This is a genomic window from Nitratireductor arenosus, from assembly GCF_009742725.1.
Lineage (GTDB): Bacteria > Pseudomonadota > Alphaproteobacteria > Rhizobiales > Rhizobiaceae > Mangrovimarina > Mangrovimarina arenosa.
This window is the reverse complement of sequence record NZ_WPHG01000002.1, coordinates 552,604-566,098: the sequence shown is the minus strand read 5'-3', so window position 1 is coordinate 566,098 and position 13,495 is coordinate 552,604. Positions and strand designations below refer to the sequence as shown.

The following is a 13,495-nucleotide window of genomic DNA, read 5'->3' as shown; positions in this document are numbered from 1 at the left end:
TCAAATCCAAACTGTCCGGACCTGCCGGCTCTCAATACTGATCTTCGTAGCGCTTCGCGAGATCTTCGATATTGTCCGGCGGCCAGTCCGGCACCTCCATGCCCAGATGGAGGCCCATGGCGGCCAGAACTTCCTTGATCTCGTTCAAGGATTTGCGCCCGAAATTCGGCGTGCGCAGCATTTCGGCTTCCGTCTTCTGGATCAGGTCGCCGATATAGACGATATTGTCGTTCTTCAGGCAGTTGGCCGAACGGACCGACAATTCCAGTTCGTCGACCTTCTTCAGAAGGGCCGGGTTGAAGGCCAGTTCGGTCACCTGTTCCTGGGCGACCTCCTTCTGCGGCTCCTCGAAATTGACGAACAGGCCGAGCTGGTCCTGCAGGATGCGCGCGGCAAAGGCCACCGCGTCCTCGCCGGTAATCGAACCGTCGGTCTCCAGCGTCATCGACAGCTTGTCATAATCGAGAACCTGCCCCTCGCGGGTGTTTTCGACCTTGTAGGACACCTTCTTGACCGGCGAATACAGGCTGTCGACGGGAATGAGCCCGATCGGCGCGTCCTCGGCGCGATTGCGCTCGGCCGCGATGTAGCCCTTGCCGGTATCGACGGTGAACTCCATGCGGATCTCCGCGCCCTCGTCGAGCGTACAGATCGCGTGGTCGGGATTGAGAACCTCGATGTCGCCGACCGTCTGGATATCGCCGGCCACGACAACGCCCGGCCCCTGCTTGCGCACGACCATGCGCTTGGGGCCGTCGCTTTCCATTCGGATCGCGATTTCCTTGATGTTGAGGATGATATCGGTGACATCCTCGCGCACGCCCGCGATGGAGGAAAATTCGTGCAGGACGCCGTCGATCTGGACGGCGGTCACCGCGGCGCCGCGCAGCGACGACAACAGCACCCGGCGCAACGCATTGCCGAGAGTCAGCCCGAAACCGCGCTCCAACGGCTCGGCGACGAGCGTCGTCACCGTCTTGCTCTTGGACGAGAACTCGATCTTGTTGGGCTTGATCAGTTCCTGCCAGTTCTTCTGGATCATGTGTTTGTCCTTCCGGTACCCCGCCACCATCCAATCGTGGCGGGCGAGCTGGAAACCGCGGAGGAGCGCACGGAGCGCTCACGCGGCGTCATGTTGACTCGCGTCAGACCCGGCGCTTCTTGCGCGGGCGGCAGCCATTGTGCGGGATCGCCGTGACATCCCGGATCGAGGAGATAGTGAAACCGGCCGCCTGCAGGGCGCGCAACGCCGATTCGCGGCCCGAGCCCGGTCCGCTCACTTCGACCTCGAGCTGGCGCATGCCGTGTTCCTGGGCCTTGCGCGCGCAATCCTCGGCCGCCATCTGGGCGGCGAACGGGGTCGACTTGCGCGATCCCTTGAAGCCCTGCGCACCGGCCGACGACCAAGCGATGGTGTTGCCCTGCGCGTCGGTGATGGTGATCATGGTATTGTTGAAGGTCGAACTGACATGCGCCACGCCCGACGAGATGTTCTTGCGTTCGCGACGGCGAACACGAGCGGCTTCCTTGGCCATTTTATTCCTTTCGTTCGATATCGACGCCGCCGTAATGCCAGCGGCTACACCTTGAGAGAGCGACATGTCTCAGCATCGGGCGCGGAACCAAGCCGTCACCCATGAGACATCGCCTGCCCGCTCTTACTTCCTCTTGCCGGCGATCGCCTTGGCCGGCCCCTTGCGGGTGCGCGCATTGGTATGCGTGCGCTGGCCGCGAACCGGCAGCGAGCGGCGATGACGCAGGCCGCGATAACAGCCGAGGTCCATCAGGCGCTTGATGTTCATCGAGACTTCGCGGCGCAGGTCGCCCTCGACCTGATAGTCGCGGTCGATCGATTCGCGAATATGCATAACCTCGGCGTCGGTCAGCTGGCTGACGCGGCGATCGGCTGGAATGTTCGCCTTGGCGACGATCTCGGCCGCGAATTTCGCCCCGATGCCGTGAATATACTGCAGCGCGATGACGACACGCTTGTTGGTCGGGATATTGACGCCGGCTATACGAGCCATCTGCTTCTCCATGTGGGCCGGCCGTGCCGGCGCTTGTCCGTGTTCACTCCGCGTCCGGTGGAGCCCGGCCCCTGCGAAGGTCCCCTTCAGATGCAACAACAAAGCCGAGCCGAACCGGCCCAGCCGACTGCCTGTCTGATGGGAGACGCGCCGCTATAATCCAAGCAGCCCGCCCCGTCAACCGGTCATTCAGTGCACCGGCGCTATTTCCTCGAGAACGCCTTCGATCGCTTCCGTGACAGCGTCGATCGAAGCCATGCCGTCGACGCCAACGAGCTTGCCCTTGGCGTGGTAATAGCCGATCAGCGGCGCCGTTTTTTTGTAGTATTCGCGCAGACGCTCGTCGAACACGTCCGGGTTGTCGTCCTTGCGCGGCGGCTGGCCGGCGGCCTGTGCCTCCTCGGCCCGCTTGACGATCCGGCCGACCAGGGCCTTGTCGTCAACGACGAGCTCGATCACTGCGTCGAGGCCGACGCCGCGTTCGCAAAGCATTGTCTCGACCGCGTCGGCCTGAGCGAGCGTGCGCGGATATCCGTCGAGGATAAAGCCGCGCGCGCAGTCCGCCTGGTCGATCCTCTCGCCGACAATGGCGTTGACGATCGAATCCGAAACCAACTCACCGGCTTCCATCACCGCCTTGGCGCGACGTCCGACATCAGTCTCGGCCTTGACCGCCGCCCGCAACATGTCGCCTGTCGACAATTGCGGGATACCGTGTTTTTCGACCAGCCTCTGTGCCTGGGTCCCCTTCCCCGCTCCAGGCGGACCGAGCAGTATCAGCCTCATCGACCCCTCTTTCCTCCGCGAAGCTTCGATTTCTTGATCAGCCCCTCATATTGATGTGCGATCAGATGCCCCTGGACCTGCGAAACGGTGTCGAGTGTTACGCTGACTACAATCAGGAGGGAAGTACCACCAAGGTAGAAGGGAACGCCCGTCGCCGAAATCAGGAACTCCGGCATCAGGCACACCAGCACCAGATAGATCGCGCCGACCACCGTGATGCGCGTGAGCACATAGTCGATATATTCGGCCGTCCGCTCGCCCGGACGATAGCCGGGAATGAAGCCCGAATGCTTCTTAAGCTGGTCGGCCGTGTCTTTCGGGTTGAACACGATCGCCGTGTAGAAAAAGGCGAAAAACGCGATCATGGCGGCGTAAAAGATCATGTAGAGCGGCTGACCGTGCCCCAGCGTGGCAAGGATCGAATTGGCCCAGCCCGGCAGGGTGGTCGTGTCGGAAAAGCCTGCCAGCGTCGCCGGCAGGAGAAGCAACGAGGATGCGAAGATCGGCGGAATGACGCCGGCCGTGTTGAGTTTCAACGGCAAATGCGACGTATCGCCCTGGAACATGCGGTTGCCGACCTGGCGCTTCGGATACTGGATCAGGAGCCGCCGCTGGGCGCGTTCGAAAAACACGATCAGCGCGATGAGCGCGATCGCCAGAACGATGATCGCCAGGATGATGCCGGTCGACAGTGCCCCGGTGCGGCCGAGTTCCAATGTGCCCCCGAGTGCCGACGGCAGACCGGCGACGATGCCGGCAAAGATGATCAGCGATATGCCGTTGCCGATGCCGCGCGCGGTGATCTGCTCGCCGAGCCACATCAAGAACATGGTGCCGCCGACGAGCGTGATGACGGCCGAAATGCGGAAGAACCAGCCCGGGTCGGTAACAATGTTCGCCCCGCTCTCTAGCCCGACCGTGATGCCGTAGGCCTGCACGGTGGCAAGCAGCACCGTCCCGTAGCGGGTGTACTGGTTGATGACCTTGCGGCCCTGCTCGCCTTCCTTCTTGAGCTGTTCCAGCGTCGGGATCACCGACGTCATGAGCTGCATGATGATGGAAGCAGAGATGTAGGGCATGATGCCGAGCGCGAAGATCGCCATGCGCTCCACTGCGCCGCCAGCAAACATGTTGAACATGCCGAGCACGCCGCCCGACTGCTGTTCGAACGCCTGGGCGAAAGCTTCCGGATTGATGCCGGGAATGGGGATATAGGTGCCGAGGCGGTAGACAAGCAGCGCGCCGAGCGTGAACCAGATTCTCTTTTTCAGGTCCTCCGCCTTGGCGAAGGCGGCGAAGTTGAGATTGGATGCAAGTTGCTCAGCAGCAGATGCCATGAAAAATTCTCCGCTTCGTCACGCCGCTGGTCCGTTCCGTTCCGAACGGCATGCGTCGCCGAAGCCCCGAGATAGGCTCCGGCCAGCCAAGATGCAAGCGGCGGCCTTGGGCCGCCGCTATTGGTCGCACCGGGTGCCAGTCTATTCCGCGGCGGGTTTTTCCGGCACTTTGACGGAACCGCCGGCCTTTTCGACCTTCTCGACGGCTACTTTCGAGGCGCCGGCAATGTCGAACGCCACCTTGGCCTTGAGGTCGCCGTCCGACACAAGCCGCACGCCGTCCTTGACGCGGCGAATCACGCCGGCCTTGACGAGTGCCTCGGCCGTCACCGTCTCCTTGGCGTCGAGCTTCTTGGCATCGATCGCGATTTGGATGCGCGCCAACGAAACGACGTTGAATTCCTTCGGGAAAGGAACCTTGAAGCCACGCTTGGGCAGGCGCCGGTAAAGCGGCATCTGGCCGCCCTCGAAGCCGTTGATGGAGACGCCCGAACGCGATTTCTGACCTTTCACGCCACGTCCGCCGGTCTTGCCGAGACCGGAGCCGATGCCGCGTCCGACGCGCTTGCGCGAGTGGGTCGCGCCGTCCTTGTCACTCAGTTCGTTGAGTTTCATGTCGATACTCCAGCGTCGCTCAGGCCTCGTCCACGACGCGGACGAGATGTTGCACTTTCGCGATCATACCGCGCACGGAGGGGGTATCCTCCAGCGTACGCCGGCGATGCATCTTGTTGAGTCCCAGCCCGATCAACGTCGCGCGCTGCGCGCCCGGACGGCGGATGGGACTGCCGGTCTGCTCGACCGTAACGGTCTTGCCGCTTTTCTTCTCAGCCATTGTCCTGCTCCTCAGTCAGCCGATCGACGGACTATTCTTCGGCGGCGGCGGTGCCGCGACGCGCCTGAAGCGACGAATATTTGATGCCGCGCTGAGCGGCGATGTCCTTCGGATGCATCTGCTGCTTGAGCGCGTCGAACGTCGCCCGCACCATGTTGTAGGGATTGGACGATCCCATCGACTTGGCGACGACGTCATGCACGCCGAGCGTCTCGAACACGGCGCGCATCGGGCCGCCGGCGATGATGCCCGTACCGGCCTTGGCGGCGCGCAGAAGCACCTTGCCGGCGCCGTGGCGGCCGGCAACGTCGTGATGCAGCGTGCGGCCCGAACGCAGCGGCACGAAGATCATTTCGCGCTTGGCGCTCTCGGTCGCTTTGCGGATCGCCTCCGGCACTTCGCGCGCCTTGCCGTGGCCGAAGCCGACGCGGCCTTTCTGGTCGCCGACCACGACGAGCGCGGCGAAGCCGAAGCGACGGCCGCCTTTGACGACCTTGGCGACACGATTGATGTGAACGAGCTTGTCGACAAACTCGCTGTCGCGCTCATCGCGATCACGGCTGCGGCCGTCCCTGCGATCTTGTGCCATTATCCTGTTCCTTATTCTTTTCCGGAAGCACGGTTGTTGTTGGAGACCCGCACGGCATGAAGGGCCGTGCGAGCGGTGATCAGAAGCTCAGGCCGCCCTCGCGGGCCGCCTCGGCCAGCGCCTTGACGCGACCGTGGTAGAGATACGCGCCGCGGTCGAACACGACGTCCTTGACGCCGGCCTTGACGGCGCGTTCGGCAAGCAGCTTGCCGACGGCGGTCGCCGCGTCAGAATCCGCACCGGTCTTGAGCGACCCCTTGAGGTCTTTCTCGAGCGTAGACGCGGCGGCGACGGTATGGCCCTTCTGATCGTCGATGATCTGGGCATAGATGTTCTTCGACGACCGGTGAACCGAAAGCCGAAGGCGATCGCCCGACACCGCCTTCAATTGGCGGCGAACGCGGGCGGCGCGGCGCTGAGCGGGATGCTTCGAAGCCATGGCCTGCTTTCCTTACTTCTTCTTGCCTTCTTTGCGCACGATGCGCTCGTCGGCATAACGCACGCCCTTGCCCTTATAGGGCTCGGGACCACGATATTTGCGGATTTCCGCGGCGACCTGGCCGACCTTCTGGTTGTCGATGCCGCTAACCACGATTTCGGTCGGCTTCGGCACAGCGATCTGAATGCCTTCGGGGGCCTCGTAGACGACCTCGTGGCTGAAGCCCAGCGAAAGCTGCAGGTTTTTGCCCTGCATCGCGGCGCGGTAACCGACGCCGGTGATCTCGAGCCGCTTCTCGAAACCGCTCTTCACCCCCTCGAGGATGTTGACGATCATCGTGCGCGACATGCCCCATTTGGAGCGCGCGTCCTTGGACTGGTCGCGCGGATCGACCTTGATGCCGTCGTCGTCGAGCTTGATCAGCACTTCGTCGTTGACGACAAATTTGAGCTCACCCTTCGGGCCCTTCGCGACAACGGTCTGGCCGTCGACGCTGGCCGTTACGCCCTCGGGCACCGGCACGGGTTTCTTACCAATACGAGACATTTTCCCGTCCTCGTCTTCCTGTTCCGTTTCCCAGCCCGATCAGAAGATCTGGCACAGGATCTCGCCACCGACATTGTTCTCGCGCGCCTCGTGATCGGCCATCACGCCTTTGGGCGTGGACAGGATCGAGATGCCGAGGCCGTTGGAAACCTGCGGGATCGACCTGGCCGACACATAGACCCGTCGACCGGGCTTCGACACGCGGGCGATCTCGCGGATCACCGGCACGCCGTCGAAATATTTCAGTTCGATCTCGATTTCCGACTTGCCGTTGTCGAAATCGGTCTGGCTGTAGTCGCGGATATAGCCTTCCGACTTCATCACTTCCAGGACGCGGGCACGCAGCTTTGAAGCCGGCGTGGACACCGTGTTCTTCTTGCGGCCGTAGGCGTTGCGGATGCGGGTCAGCATATCGCCGAGAGGATCACTCATGGACATCGCGCGCCCTCCTTACCAGCTCGACTTCACAAGGCCCGGGATCATGCCCAGCGAGCCCAGTTCACGCAGCGCAACACGCGACATGTTCAGCTTGCGATAATAGGCACGCGGGCGACCGGTCACCTCGCAGCGGTTACGGATGCGCACCTTGGAGGAGTTGCGCGGCATCGCGGCGAGCTTGAGCTGGGCGCGAAAGCGGTCCTCCATCGGCAGGTCGCGATCCATCACGGTCGCCTTGAGCGCAGCGCGCTTGGCGGCGTGGCGCGCGACGAGCTGACGGCGGCGCTTGTTCTTTTCGACTGAGCTGGTCTTTGCCATTTCAGATTGTCCTTTCTCGCTGCCGTTACTGCCTGAACGGGAAGTTCAGGGCCTTGAGCAAGGCCCGAGCCTCGTCGTCCGTCGGGGCAGTCGTACAAACGATGATGTCCATTCCCCAGATCTGATCGACCCTGTCGTAATTGATCTCGGGAAACACGATGTGTTCCTTGATGCCCATGGCGAAATTGCCGCGGCCATCGAAGCTTTTCGAATTCAGGCCGCGAAAGTCGCGCACCCGCGGCAACGCGATCGTCACCAGACGATCGACGAAGTCGTACATACGATCCTTGCGCAGCGTCACCTTGGCGCCGATCGGCATGCCCTCGCGGACCTTGAAGCCGGCGATCGAATTGCGGGCGCGGGTCACCACGGCCTTCTGGCCGGCGATCAGCGCCAGGTCTTCCGCCGCCGTGGTCGGCTTCTTGGAGTCCGCCGTGGCCTCGCCGACACCCATATTGATGACGACCTTGTCGAGACGCGGAACCTGCATCTCGTTGGCATAGCTGAACTGGTCGCGAAGCGCCTTACGGATCGTCTCGTTATAGAGCTTTTTCAGGCGGGGTTCGTAAGCCGTCTCAGACATCGATCGTTACTCCCGAGCGCTTGGCGACGCGCACCTTCTTGCCGTCCTTGACCTCGAAGCCGACACGGGTCGGCTTGCCGTCCTTCGGGTCGGCGAGCGCGAGGTTGGACAGGTGGATCGGCGCGTCGAGCGCGACGATGCCGCCTTCCTGGGTCTGCGTCTGCCGCTGGTGGCGGCGCACAACATTGATGCCACGCACGACGGCCTTGTCGTCCTTCGGCATGACTTTCAAAACTTCACCGGTTCGGCCTTTGTCCTTGCCGGCGAGCACGACGACCTTGTCGCCCTTACGGATCTTCTGCATCAGTCCGGCTCCTTAAAGCACTTCCGGCGCGAGCGAGATGATCTTCATGTGGCTCTTCGCGCGCAGTTCGCGCGGAACCGGTCCGAAGATACGCGTGCCGATCGGCTCTTTCTTGTTGTCCACGAGGACGGCGGCATTCTTGTCGAAGCGAATGACGCTGCCGTCCGGGCGGCGGATGTCCTTGGCCGTGCGTACCACGACCGCCCTCATCACATCGCCCTTCTTCACGCGGCCGCGCGGAATGGCTTCCTTCACCGACACCACGATGATGTCGCCGACGGAAGCGTATTTCCGCTTCGAGCCGCCCAGCACCTTGATGCACATGACACGACGGGCGCCGGAATTATCCGCGACGTCGAGGTTTGTTTGCATCTGAATCATGACTGGCCGCCTTCTTCTTGTTCAGGGGGACAGGCCAACGCCCTCCCCGGCTTCCTTGATCGTTGCTATTCGGCCTGCGCTTCGGTCACCACGACCCAGCGCTTGTCCTTCGAGATCGGCCGCGATTCCTGAATGAGCACGGTATCGCCGACCTTGAAGCTGTTCGCCTCGTCATGCGCCTTGTAGTTCTTCGACGTACGCACGGTCTTCTTCATCACCGGATGGGTGAAGCGACGCTCGACCTTGACGACAACGGTCTTGTCGTTCTTGTCCGAGACGACGGTGCCCTGCAGGATGCGCTTTGGCATTTGTTTGTCCTTACGCCTTCTTGTCCGCCGATTTCTCGGCGACGATGGTCTTGATGCGCGCAATGTCCCGACGGACCTGCTTGACGCGCGCGGTCTTTTCGATCTGCCCGGTGGCCTGCTGGAAGCGCAGGTTGAACTGCTCCTTCTTCAGGCCGGCGAGATCGTCGGTGAGCTGGTCGAGGGTCTTGGCCCTGAAATCCGAGGCTTTCATCTGTCCGCCCTTTCTATTCGACGACGCGCTGCACGAAGCGCGTCTTGACGGGAAGCTTGGCGGCGCCGAGCCGCAGCGCCTCGCGCGCGATCGTCTCATTGACACCGTCGAGCTCGAACATGATCCGGCCGGGCTTGACCCGACAGACCCAATAATCAACCGAGCCCTTGCCCTTGCCCATACGGACTTCGGTCGGCTTGGACGTGACCGGCACGTCCGGGAAAATGCGAATCCAAACCCGACCCTGACGCTTCATCTCGCGGGTGATCGCACGGCGTGCGGCCTCGATCTGGCGCGCGGTCACGCGCTCGGGTTCGAGCGCCTTCAGGCCGAACGCCCCGAAATCGAGATTGGTCCCGCCCTTGGCCGCGCCATGGATCCGACCCTTGAACTGCTTGCGGAACTTCGTGCGCTTCGGCTGCAGCATCGTTTTCTACTCCAAATTCCGTTTTGCCAGCGGCAAACGATCAGGCGTTTTCGCGACGACGGCCACCGCCGCCCTGATGCTCGCTCTCGACCACGCGGCGTTCCGACGCCATCGGGTCGTGCTCGAGAATCTCGCCCTTGAACACCCAGACCTTGACGCCGCAGATGCCGTACGCGGTCTGCGCCTCGGCTGTCCCGTAGTCAACGTCGGCGCGCAGCGTGTGCAGCGGCACGCGACCTTCGCGATACCATTCCATACGCGCGATCTCAGCGCCGCCGAGACGGCCGGCGCAATTGATACGGATGCCTTCCGCGCCGAGCCGCATCGCCGATTGCACAGCGCGCTTCATGGCGCGCCGGAACGCGACGCGGCGCTCGAGCTGCTGTGCGATCGACTGCGCGATCAGCGTCGCGTCGATCTCCGGCTTGCGCACCTCGACGATGTTGAGATGCGTCTCCGACTGGGTCATCTCGGTCAGCTTGCGGCGCAGCTTCTCGATGTCAGCGCCCTTCTTGCCGATGATCAGGCCCGGGCGCGCGGCATGGATCGTCACGCGGCACTTCTTGTGCGGGCGCTCGATCACCACCTTGGAGACCGCGGCCTGCTTCAGTTCCGACATCAGATATTTGCGGATCTTGATGTCCTCGTGCAGCAGCTTGCCGTATTCGCCGGTATTTGCGTACCAGCGCGAGTCCCAGGTCCGATTGATGCCGAGACGAAGCCCGATCGGATTGACTTTCTGGCCCATCAGGCGGCCTCCACGTTTTCTTCTACTTCGCGAACCACGATCGTCAGGTTCGAGAATGGCTTCTCGATGCGGCTGGCTCGACCGCGACCGCGCGCATGAAACCGCTTCATGGTGATCGACTTACCGACGAAGGCTTCCGCCACGACCAGCGAATCGACGTCGAGATCGTGGTTGTTTTCCGCATTTGCGATCGCGGATTCCAGTGTCTTCTTGACCGTGCCGGCGATACGCTTGCGCGAAAATTCGAGATCCGCGAGCGCGCTCGCCACCTTCTTGCCGCGGATCAGCGCGGCAACCAGGTTGAGCTTCTGAGGGCTGACGCGGATCGTGCGCAACACGGCGCGCGCCTCGTTGTCAGCAAGCCGGCGCGGAGCTTTGGCCTTGCCCATCTTTATTTCCTCTTCGCCTTCTTGTCCGCCCCGTGGCCGTAATAGGTCCGGGTCGGCGCGAACTCACCGAATTTATGCCCGACCATGTCTTCCGACACGGAAACCGGCACGTGCTTCTGGCCGTTGTAAACGCCGAAGGTCAGGCCGACGAACTGAGGCAGAACGGTGGAGCGACGGCTCCAGATCTTGATCACCTCGTTGCGGCCGCTCTCGCGCACCTTGTCGGCCTTCTTCAGCATGTAGCCGTCGATGAAAGGGCCTTTCCAGACTGAGCGGGTCACTTCGCGTTACCTCTTATGACTTGCGCGCATGACGCGAGCGCATGATGAACTTGTCGGTCGACTTGTTGGAGCGCGTCCGCTTGCCCTTGGTGGGCTTGCCCCACGGCGAAACCGGATGGCGGCCGCCGGAGGTACGGCCTTCGCCGCCGCCGTGCGGATGGTCGACCGGGTTCATGGTGACGCCGCGATTGTGCGGGCGCTTGCCGCGCCAGCGTGTGCGACCGGCCTTGCCGTCATTGGTGTTGGCGTGGTCCGGATTGGAAACCGCGCCGACCGTGGCCAGGCACGAACCGTGCACGAGGCGCTGTTCGCCGGAACTGAGCCGCAGGATCGCCATGCCCTGATCGCGGCCGACGAGCTGCACGTAAGCGCCAGCCGAACGCGCGACCTGACCGCCCTTGCCGGGCTTCAGCTCGACATTGTGGACGATCGTGCCGATCGGCATCGCCGAAAGCGGCATCGCGTTACCCGGCTTCACGTCGACCGACGCGCCAGCGACCACCTTGTCGCCCACCGCCAGGCGCTGCGGCGCCAGGATGTAGGACAATTCACCGTCATCATAACGCACCAGCGCGATGAAGGCCGAGCGATTGGGATCGTATTCCAGCCGCTCCACCGTCGCCACAACGTCGAACTTGCGTCGCTTGAAGTCGACCACGCGATAGGTCCGCTTGTGGCCGCCGCCGATAAAGCGCGCCGTAACCCGGCCGGCATTGTTGCGCCCGCCCGATTTCGTCAGGCCCTGCGTCAGGCCCTTGACCGGCTTGCCTTTGTAGAGGCCGGAACGATCGACGATGATCAGCTGACGCTGGCTCGGCGTGATCGGATTGTACTTCTTGAGTGCCATAACTCTACCTCAAGCCTCTCAAAGACCCGTCGCGATATCGATCGACTGGCCCTCGGCCAGCGTCACGACGGCTTTCTTGATGTCGCTCTGCTGACCGGAAGTGCCGCGAAAGCGCTTCACCTTGCCCTTGCGAACGAGCGTGTTGACGGCCATGACCTTGACGCCGAACAGCGCCTCCACGGCAGCCTTGATCTCCGGCTTCGTCGCCTTGCGGGCAACCTTGAAGACCACCTGGTTGACCTCCGAGGCCATGGTCGACTTTTCGGTGATCACCGGGCTGACGATCACGTCGTAATGGCGCAGATCCGTCATTTGAAACGCTCCTCGAGAGCCTCGATGGCCGATTTCGACAGAACCAGCGTACCGCGGCGCAAAATGTCGTAGACGTTGATGCCCTGGATGGGCAGCACGTCGATATTGGGAATGTTCGACGCCGCGCGCTTGAAGTTGGCGTCGATCTCCGCGCCGCCGATCATCAGCGCGTTGTCGAGCCCGAGCTTCTGGAAGCTCGCGATCAGCGCCTTGGTCTTGGCTTCCGGCAGCGCCAGATCGTCGATCACGATCAGGTTCGAGGCCTTCGCCTTGGCCGACAGCGCGTGCTTCAGGCCGAGCACGCGCACCTTCTTCGGCAGGTCGTGCTCATGGCTGCGCACCACCGGACCGTGGGCCCGGCCGCCGCCGCGAAACTGCGGAACGCGCGCGGAGGAGTGACGGGCGCGGCCCGTACCCTTCTGCCGGTACATCTTGGCGCCGGTGCGGGCGATCTCGGAGCGCCCCTTGGTCTTGTGGGTGCCCTGTTGCTTCTTGGCGAGCTGCCAACGCACCACGCGCTGCAGGAGGTCGTCACGCGGGTCGAGCCCGAAAATCTCGTCCGACAGCGACGCCTTGCCCGCGTCCTTGCCGGCCAGCGTTGTGATCTTGATATCCATCACTCGGCACCTTCCTGAGCGGCGGCTTGACTTACGCCTGCGTCGTTCGCGGCGGCGGCCCGGAACGCGGCCGGTTGGGGCGCGTTGTCCGGCAGCGACGCCTTGACGGCGTCGCGCACCAAAATCCAGGCCCCCTTCGAACCGGGAACCGCGCCACGCACCAGGATCAGGCCGCGGTCGACATCGGTCGACACGACTTCGATATTCTGGGTGGTGACCCGGGTGTCGCCCATGTGACCGGCCATCTTCTTGCCTTTGAACACCTTGCCGGGGTCCTGGCGCTGGCCGGTGGAACCGTGCGCACGGTGCGAGACGGAGTTGCCGTGGGTCGCGCGACCACCACCGAAATTGTGACGCTTCATCACACCCTGGAAGCCCTTGCCGATCGAGGTGCCGGTGACATCCACCTTCTGCCCCGCGACGAAATGGTCGGCCGTGATCTCGGCGCCCACGTCGAGCAGGCATTCCGGGGATACGCGAAACTCGGCCAGCTTCGACTTGGGCTCGACGGACGCGGTGGCGAAATGGCCACGCAGCGCCTTGGTCGTGTTCTTGACGCGGGCAAGCCCCACGCCGAGTTGGACAGCCGTGTAGCCGTTCTTTTCCTGGGTGCGCTGCGCAACAACCTGACAGTTCTCCATCCGCAGAACAGTCACGGGCACGTGTTCGCCCGCTTCGTTGTAGATGCGCGTCATCCCCACCTTCTGTGCGATAACACCTGAACGCATCGGTTCGATTTCCTTCTCAAGAGTTCCCGGGCGGGGCTCGAGCG

General features: G+C 62.9%; 25 protein-coding genes. All 25 read right to left on the bottom strand.

The genetic code is table 11. From position 1 onward, the window contains the following. Positions 1 to 31: 31 nt before the first annotated feature. A complete protein-coding gene (locus GN330_RS09675; protein ID WP_156712465.1) occupies positions 32 to 1,042 on the bottom strand; it encodes a DNA-directed RNA polymerase subunit alpha in 1,011 nt (336 codons plus the stop codon). 103 nt (positions 1,043 to 1,145) lie between these two features. Further along, positions 1,146 to 1,535 carry a 30S ribosomal protein S11 gene (rpsK, locus tag GN330_RS09670; protein ID WP_156712464.1) on the bottom strand — a complete coding sequence of 130 codons (390 nt, stop codon included), beginning with the start codon at positions 1,533 to 1,535 and terminating at the stop codon, positions 1,146 to 1,148. 123 nt (positions 1,536 to 1,658) lie between these two features. After that, positions 1,659 to 2,027 (bottom strand): 30S ribosomal protein S13, encoded by a 369-nt coding sequence (gene rpsM, locus GN330_RS09665; protein ID WP_156712463.1) that lies wholly within the window; start codon positions 2,025 to 2,027, stop codon positions 1,659 to 1,661. Between the two features lie 189 nt (positions 2,028 to 2,216). Continuing rightward, positions 2,217 to 2,813, bottom strand: coding sequence for an adenylate kinase (locus GN330_RS09660; protein ID WP_156712462.1), 597 nt, complete (start codon positions 2,811 to 2,813; stop codon positions 2,217 to 2,219). Next, the gene (secY, locus tag GN330_RS09655; protein WP_156712461.1) at positions 2,810 to 4,150 is read right to left on the bottom strand and encodes a preprotein translocase subunit SecY; all 1,341 of its coding nucleotides are present in this window, start codon (positions 4,148 to 4,150) and stop codon (positions 2,810 to 2,812) included. Before secY ends, GN330_RS09660 begins: the two co-directional genes overlap by 4 nt. 141 nt (positions 4,151 to 4,291) lie before the next feature. Beyond that, on the bottom strand, positions 4,292 to 4,765 hold the full coding sequence (gene rplO, locus GN330_RS09650; protein WP_156712460.1) for a 50S ribosomal protein L15: 474 nt from the start codon (positions 4,763 to 4,765) through the stop codon (positions 4,292 to 4,294). Positions 4,766 to 4,784: 19 nt separating this feature from the next. Beyond that, positions 4,785 to 4,985: a 50S ribosomal protein L30 gene (gene rpmD / locus GN330_RS09645; RefSeq protein ID WP_156712459.1), complete on the bottom strand. Its 201-nt coding sequence runs from the start codon at positions 4,983 to 4,985 to the stop codon at positions 4,785 to 4,787. Positions 4,986 to 5,016: 31 nt separating this feature from the next. Next, positions 5,017 to 5,574, bottom strand: a complete 558-nt coding sequence (gene rpsE / locus GN330_RS09640; protein ID WP_156712458.1) for a 30S ribosomal protein S5 — start codon at positions 5,572 to 5,574, stop codon at positions 5,017 to 5,019. A 79-nt stretch (positions 5,575 to 5,653) separates the two neighbouring features. Further along, positions 5,654 to 6,013 carry a 50S ribosomal protein L18 gene (gene rplR, locus GN330_RS09635; RefSeq protein ID WP_156712457.1) on the bottom strand — a complete coding sequence of 120 codons (360 nt, stop codon included), beginning with the start codon at positions 6,011 to 6,013 and terminating at the stop codon, positions 5,654 to 5,656. Between the two features lie 12 nt (positions 6,014 to 6,025). Next, positions 6,026 to 6,559 carry a 50S ribosomal protein L6 gene (rplF, locus tag GN330_RS09630; RefSeq protein WP_156712456.1) on the bottom strand — a complete coding sequence of 178 codons (534 nt, stop codon included), beginning with the start codon at positions 6,557 to 6,559 and terminating at the stop codon, positions 6,026 to 6,028. Between the two features lie 39 nt (positions 6,560 to 6,598). Beyond that, positions 6,599 to 6,997 (bottom strand): 30S ribosomal protein S8, encoded by a 399-nt coding sequence (rpsH, locus tag GN330_RS09625; protein WP_156712455.1) that lies wholly within the window; start codon positions 6,995 to 6,997, stop codon positions 6,599 to 6,601. Positions 6,998 to 7,009: 12 nt separating this feature from the next. Continuing rightward, the gene (gene rpsN, locus GN330_RS09620; RefSeq protein ID WP_156712454.1) at positions 7,010 to 7,315 is read right to left on the bottom strand and encodes a 30S ribosomal protein S14; all 306 of its coding nucleotides are present in this window, start codon (positions 7,313 to 7,315) and stop codon (positions 7,010 to 7,012) included. A gap of 25 nt (positions 7,316 to 7,340) precedes the next feature. After that, positions 7,341 to 7,898 (bottom strand): 50S ribosomal protein L5, encoded by a 558-nt coding sequence (gene rplE / locus GN330_RS09615; RefSeq protein WP_156712453.1) that lies wholly within the window; start codon positions 7,896 to 7,898, stop codon positions 7,341 to 7,343. Next, complete coding sequence (rplX, locus tag GN330_RS09610) at positions 7,891 to 8,202, bottom strand: 50S ribosomal protein L24 (protein ID WP_156712452.1); 312 nt, start codon at positions 8,200 to 8,202, stop codon at positions 7,891 to 7,893. The genes rplE and rplX overlap by 8 nt, the downstream gene beginning before the upstream one ends. Positions 8,203 to 8,214: 12 nt before the next feature. Continuing rightward, a complete protein-coding gene (gene rplN / locus GN330_RS09605; protein ID WP_106569149.1) occupies positions 8,215 to 8,583 on the bottom strand; it encodes a 50S ribosomal protein L14 in 369 nt (122 codons plus the stop codon). Positions 8,584 to 8,648: 65 nt separating this feature from the next. After that, complete coding sequence (rpsQ, locus tag GN330_RS09600; RefSeq protein ID WP_156712451.1) at positions 8,649 to 8,891, bottom strand: 30S ribosomal protein S17; 243 nt, start codon at positions 8,889 to 8,891, stop codon at positions 8,649 to 8,651. Between the two features lie 10 nt (positions 8,892 to 8,901). Further along, on the bottom strand, positions 8,902 to 9,102 hold the full coding sequence (gene rpmC / locus GN330_RS09595) for a 50S ribosomal protein L29 (RefSeq protein ID WP_156712450.1): 201 nt from the start codon (positions 9,100 to 9,102) through the stop codon (positions 8,902 to 8,904). A 13-nt stretch (positions 9,103 to 9,115) separates the two neighbouring features. Beyond that, positions 9,116 to 9,529: a 50S ribosomal protein L16 gene (gene rplP / locus GN330_RS09590; protein WP_156712449.1), complete on the bottom strand. Its 414-nt coding sequence runs from the start codon at positions 9,527 to 9,529 to the stop codon at positions 9,116 to 9,118. A gap of 40 nt (positions 9,530 to 9,569) precedes the next feature. After that, positions 9,570 to 10,277, bottom strand: coding sequence for a 30S ribosomal protein S3 (gene rpsC / locus GN330_RS09585; RefSeq protein ID WP_156712448.1), 708 nt, complete (start codon positions 10,275 to 10,277; stop codon positions 9,570 to 9,572). Further along, a complete protein-coding gene (rplV, locus tag GN330_RS09580) occupies positions 10,277 to 10,666 on the bottom strand; it encodes a 50S ribosomal protein L22 (RefSeq protein ID WP_156712447.1) in 390 nt (129 codons plus the stop codon). Before rplV ends, rpsC begins: the two co-directional genes overlap by 1 nt. A gap of 2 nt (positions 10,667 to 10,668) precedes the next feature. Then, entirely contained in the window at positions 10,669 to 10,947 is a 279-nt protein-coding gene (rpsS, locus tag GN330_RS09575; RefSeq protein WP_343040503.1) for a 30S ribosomal protein S19, read from the bottom strand. A 13-nt stretch (positions 10,948 to 10,960) separates the two neighbouring features. Then, positions 10,961 to 11,794, bottom strand: a complete 834-nt coding sequence (gene rplB, locus GN330_RS09570) for a 50S ribosomal protein L2 (RefSeq protein WP_156712446.1) — start codon at positions 11,792 to 11,794, stop codon at positions 10,961 to 10,963. Positions 11,795 to 11,812: 18 nt separating this feature from the next. Beyond that, the gene (locus GN330_RS09565) at positions 11,813 to 12,106 is read right to left on the bottom strand and encodes a 50S ribosomal protein L23 (RefSeq protein WP_156712445.1); all 294 of its coding nucleotides are present in this window, start codon (positions 12,104 to 12,106) and stop codon (positions 11,813 to 11,815) included. Further along, entirely contained in the window at positions 12,103 to 12,723 is a 621-nt protein-coding gene (gene rplD, locus GN330_RS09560; RefSeq protein WP_156712444.1) for a 50S ribosomal protein L4, read from the bottom strand. Before rplD ends, GN330_RS09565 begins: the two co-directional genes overlap by 4 nt. Further along, a complete protein-coding gene (gene rplC / locus GN330_RS09555) occupies positions 12,723 to 13,451 on the bottom strand; it encodes a 50S ribosomal protein L3 (protein ID WP_156712443.1) in 729 nt (242 codons plus the stop codon). The genes rplD and rplC overlap by 1 nt, the downstream gene beginning before the upstream one ends. Positions 13,452 to 13,495 lie beyond the last annotated feature (44 nt).

Excerpts from the sequence above, each read along its gene's own strand:
- GN330_RS09675 (WP_156712465.1), bottom strand. The coding sequence starts at position 1,042 with ATGATCCAGAAGAACTGGCAGGAACTGATCAAGCCCAACAAGATCGAG.
- rpsK (WP_156712464.1), bottom strand. The coding sequence starts at position 1,535 with ATGGCCAAGGAAGCCGCTCGTGTTCGCCGTCGCGAACGCAAGAACATC.
- rpsM (WP_156712463.1), bottom strand. The coding sequence starts at position 2,027 with ATGGCTCGTATAGCCGGCGTCAATATCCCGACCAACAAGCGTGTCGTC.
- GN330_RS09660 (WP_156712462.1), bottom strand. The coding sequence starts at position 2,813 with ATGAGGCTGATACTGCTCGGTCCGCCTGGAGCGGGGAAGGGGACCCAG.
- secY (WP_156712461.1), bottom strand. The coding sequence starts at position 4,150 with ATGGCATCTGCTGCTGAGCAACTTGCATCCAATCTCAACTTCGCCGCC.
- rplO (WP_156712460.1), bottom strand. The coding sequence starts at position 4,765 with ATGAAACTCAACGAACTGAGTGACAAGGACGGCGCGACCCACTCGCGC.
- rpmD (WP_156712459.1), bottom strand. The coding sequence starts at position 4,985 with ATGGCTGAGAAGAAAAGCGGCAAGACCGTTACGGTCGAGCAGACCGGC.
- rpsE (WP_156712458.1), bottom strand. The coding sequence starts at position 5,574 with ATGGCACAAGATCGCAGGGACGGCCGCAGCCGTGATCGCGATGAGCGC.
- rplR (WP_156712457.1), bottom strand. The coding sequence starts at position 6,013 with ATGGCTTCGAAGCATCCCGCTCAGCGCCGCGCCGCCCGCGTTCGCCGC.
- rplF (WP_156712456.1), bottom strand. The coding sequence starts at position 6,559 with ATGTCTCGTATTGGTAAGAAACCCGTGCCGGTGCCCGAGGGCGTAACG.
- rpsH (WP_156712455.1), bottom strand. The coding sequence starts at position 6,997 with ATGTCCATGAGTGATCCTCTCGGCGATATGCTGACCCGCATCCGCAAC.
- rpsN (WP_156712454.1), bottom strand. The coding sequence starts at position 7,315 with ATGGCAAAGACCAGCTCAGTCGAAAAGAACAAGCGCCGCCGTCAGCTC.
- rplE (WP_156712453.1), bottom strand. The coding sequence starts at position 7,898 with ATGTCTGAGACGGCTTACGAACCCCGCCTGAAAAAGCTCTATAACGAG.
- rplX (WP_156712452.1), bottom strand. The coding sequence starts at position 8,202 with ATGCAGAAGATCCGTAAGGGCGACAAGGTCGTCGTGCTCGCCGGCAAG.
- rplN (WP_106569149.1), bottom strand. The coding sequence starts at position 8,583 with ATGATTCAGATGCAAACAAACCTCGACGTCGCGGATAATTCCGGCGCC.
- rpsQ (WP_156712451.1), bottom strand. The coding sequence starts at position 8,891 with ATGCCAAAGCGCATCCTGCAGGGCACCGTCGTCTCGGACAAGAACGAC.
- rpmC (WP_156712450.1), bottom strand. The coding sequence starts at position 9,102 with ATGAAAGCCTCGGATTTCAGGGCCAAGACCCTCGACCAGCTCACCGAC.
- rplP (WP_156712449.1), bottom strand. The coding sequence starts at position 9,529 with ATGCTGCAGCCGAAGCGCACGAAGTTCCGCAAGCAGTTCAAGGGTCGG.
- rpsC (WP_156712448.1), bottom strand. The coding sequence starts at position 10,277 with ATGGGCCAGAAAGTCAATCCGATCGGGCTTCGTCTCGGCATCAATCGG.
- rplV (WP_156712447.1), bottom strand. The coding sequence starts at position 10,666 with ATGGGCAAGGCCAAAGCTCCGCGCCGGCTTGCTGACAACGAGGCGCGC.
- rplB (WP_156712446.1), bottom strand. The coding sequence starts at position 11,794 with ATGGCACTCAAGAAGTACAATCCGATCACGCCGAGCCAGCGTCAGCTG.
- GN330_RS09565 (WP_156712445.1), bottom strand. The coding sequence starts at position 12,106 with ATGACGGATCTGCGCCATTACGACGTGATCGTCAGCCCGGTGATCACC.
- rplD (WP_156712444.1), bottom strand. The coding sequence starts at position 12,723 with ATGGATATCAAGATCACAACGCTGGCCGGCAAGGACGCGGGCAAGGCG.
- rplC (WP_156712443.1), bottom strand. The coding sequence starts at position 13,451 with ATGCGTTCAGGTGTTATCGCACAGAAGGTGGGGATGACGCGCATCTAC.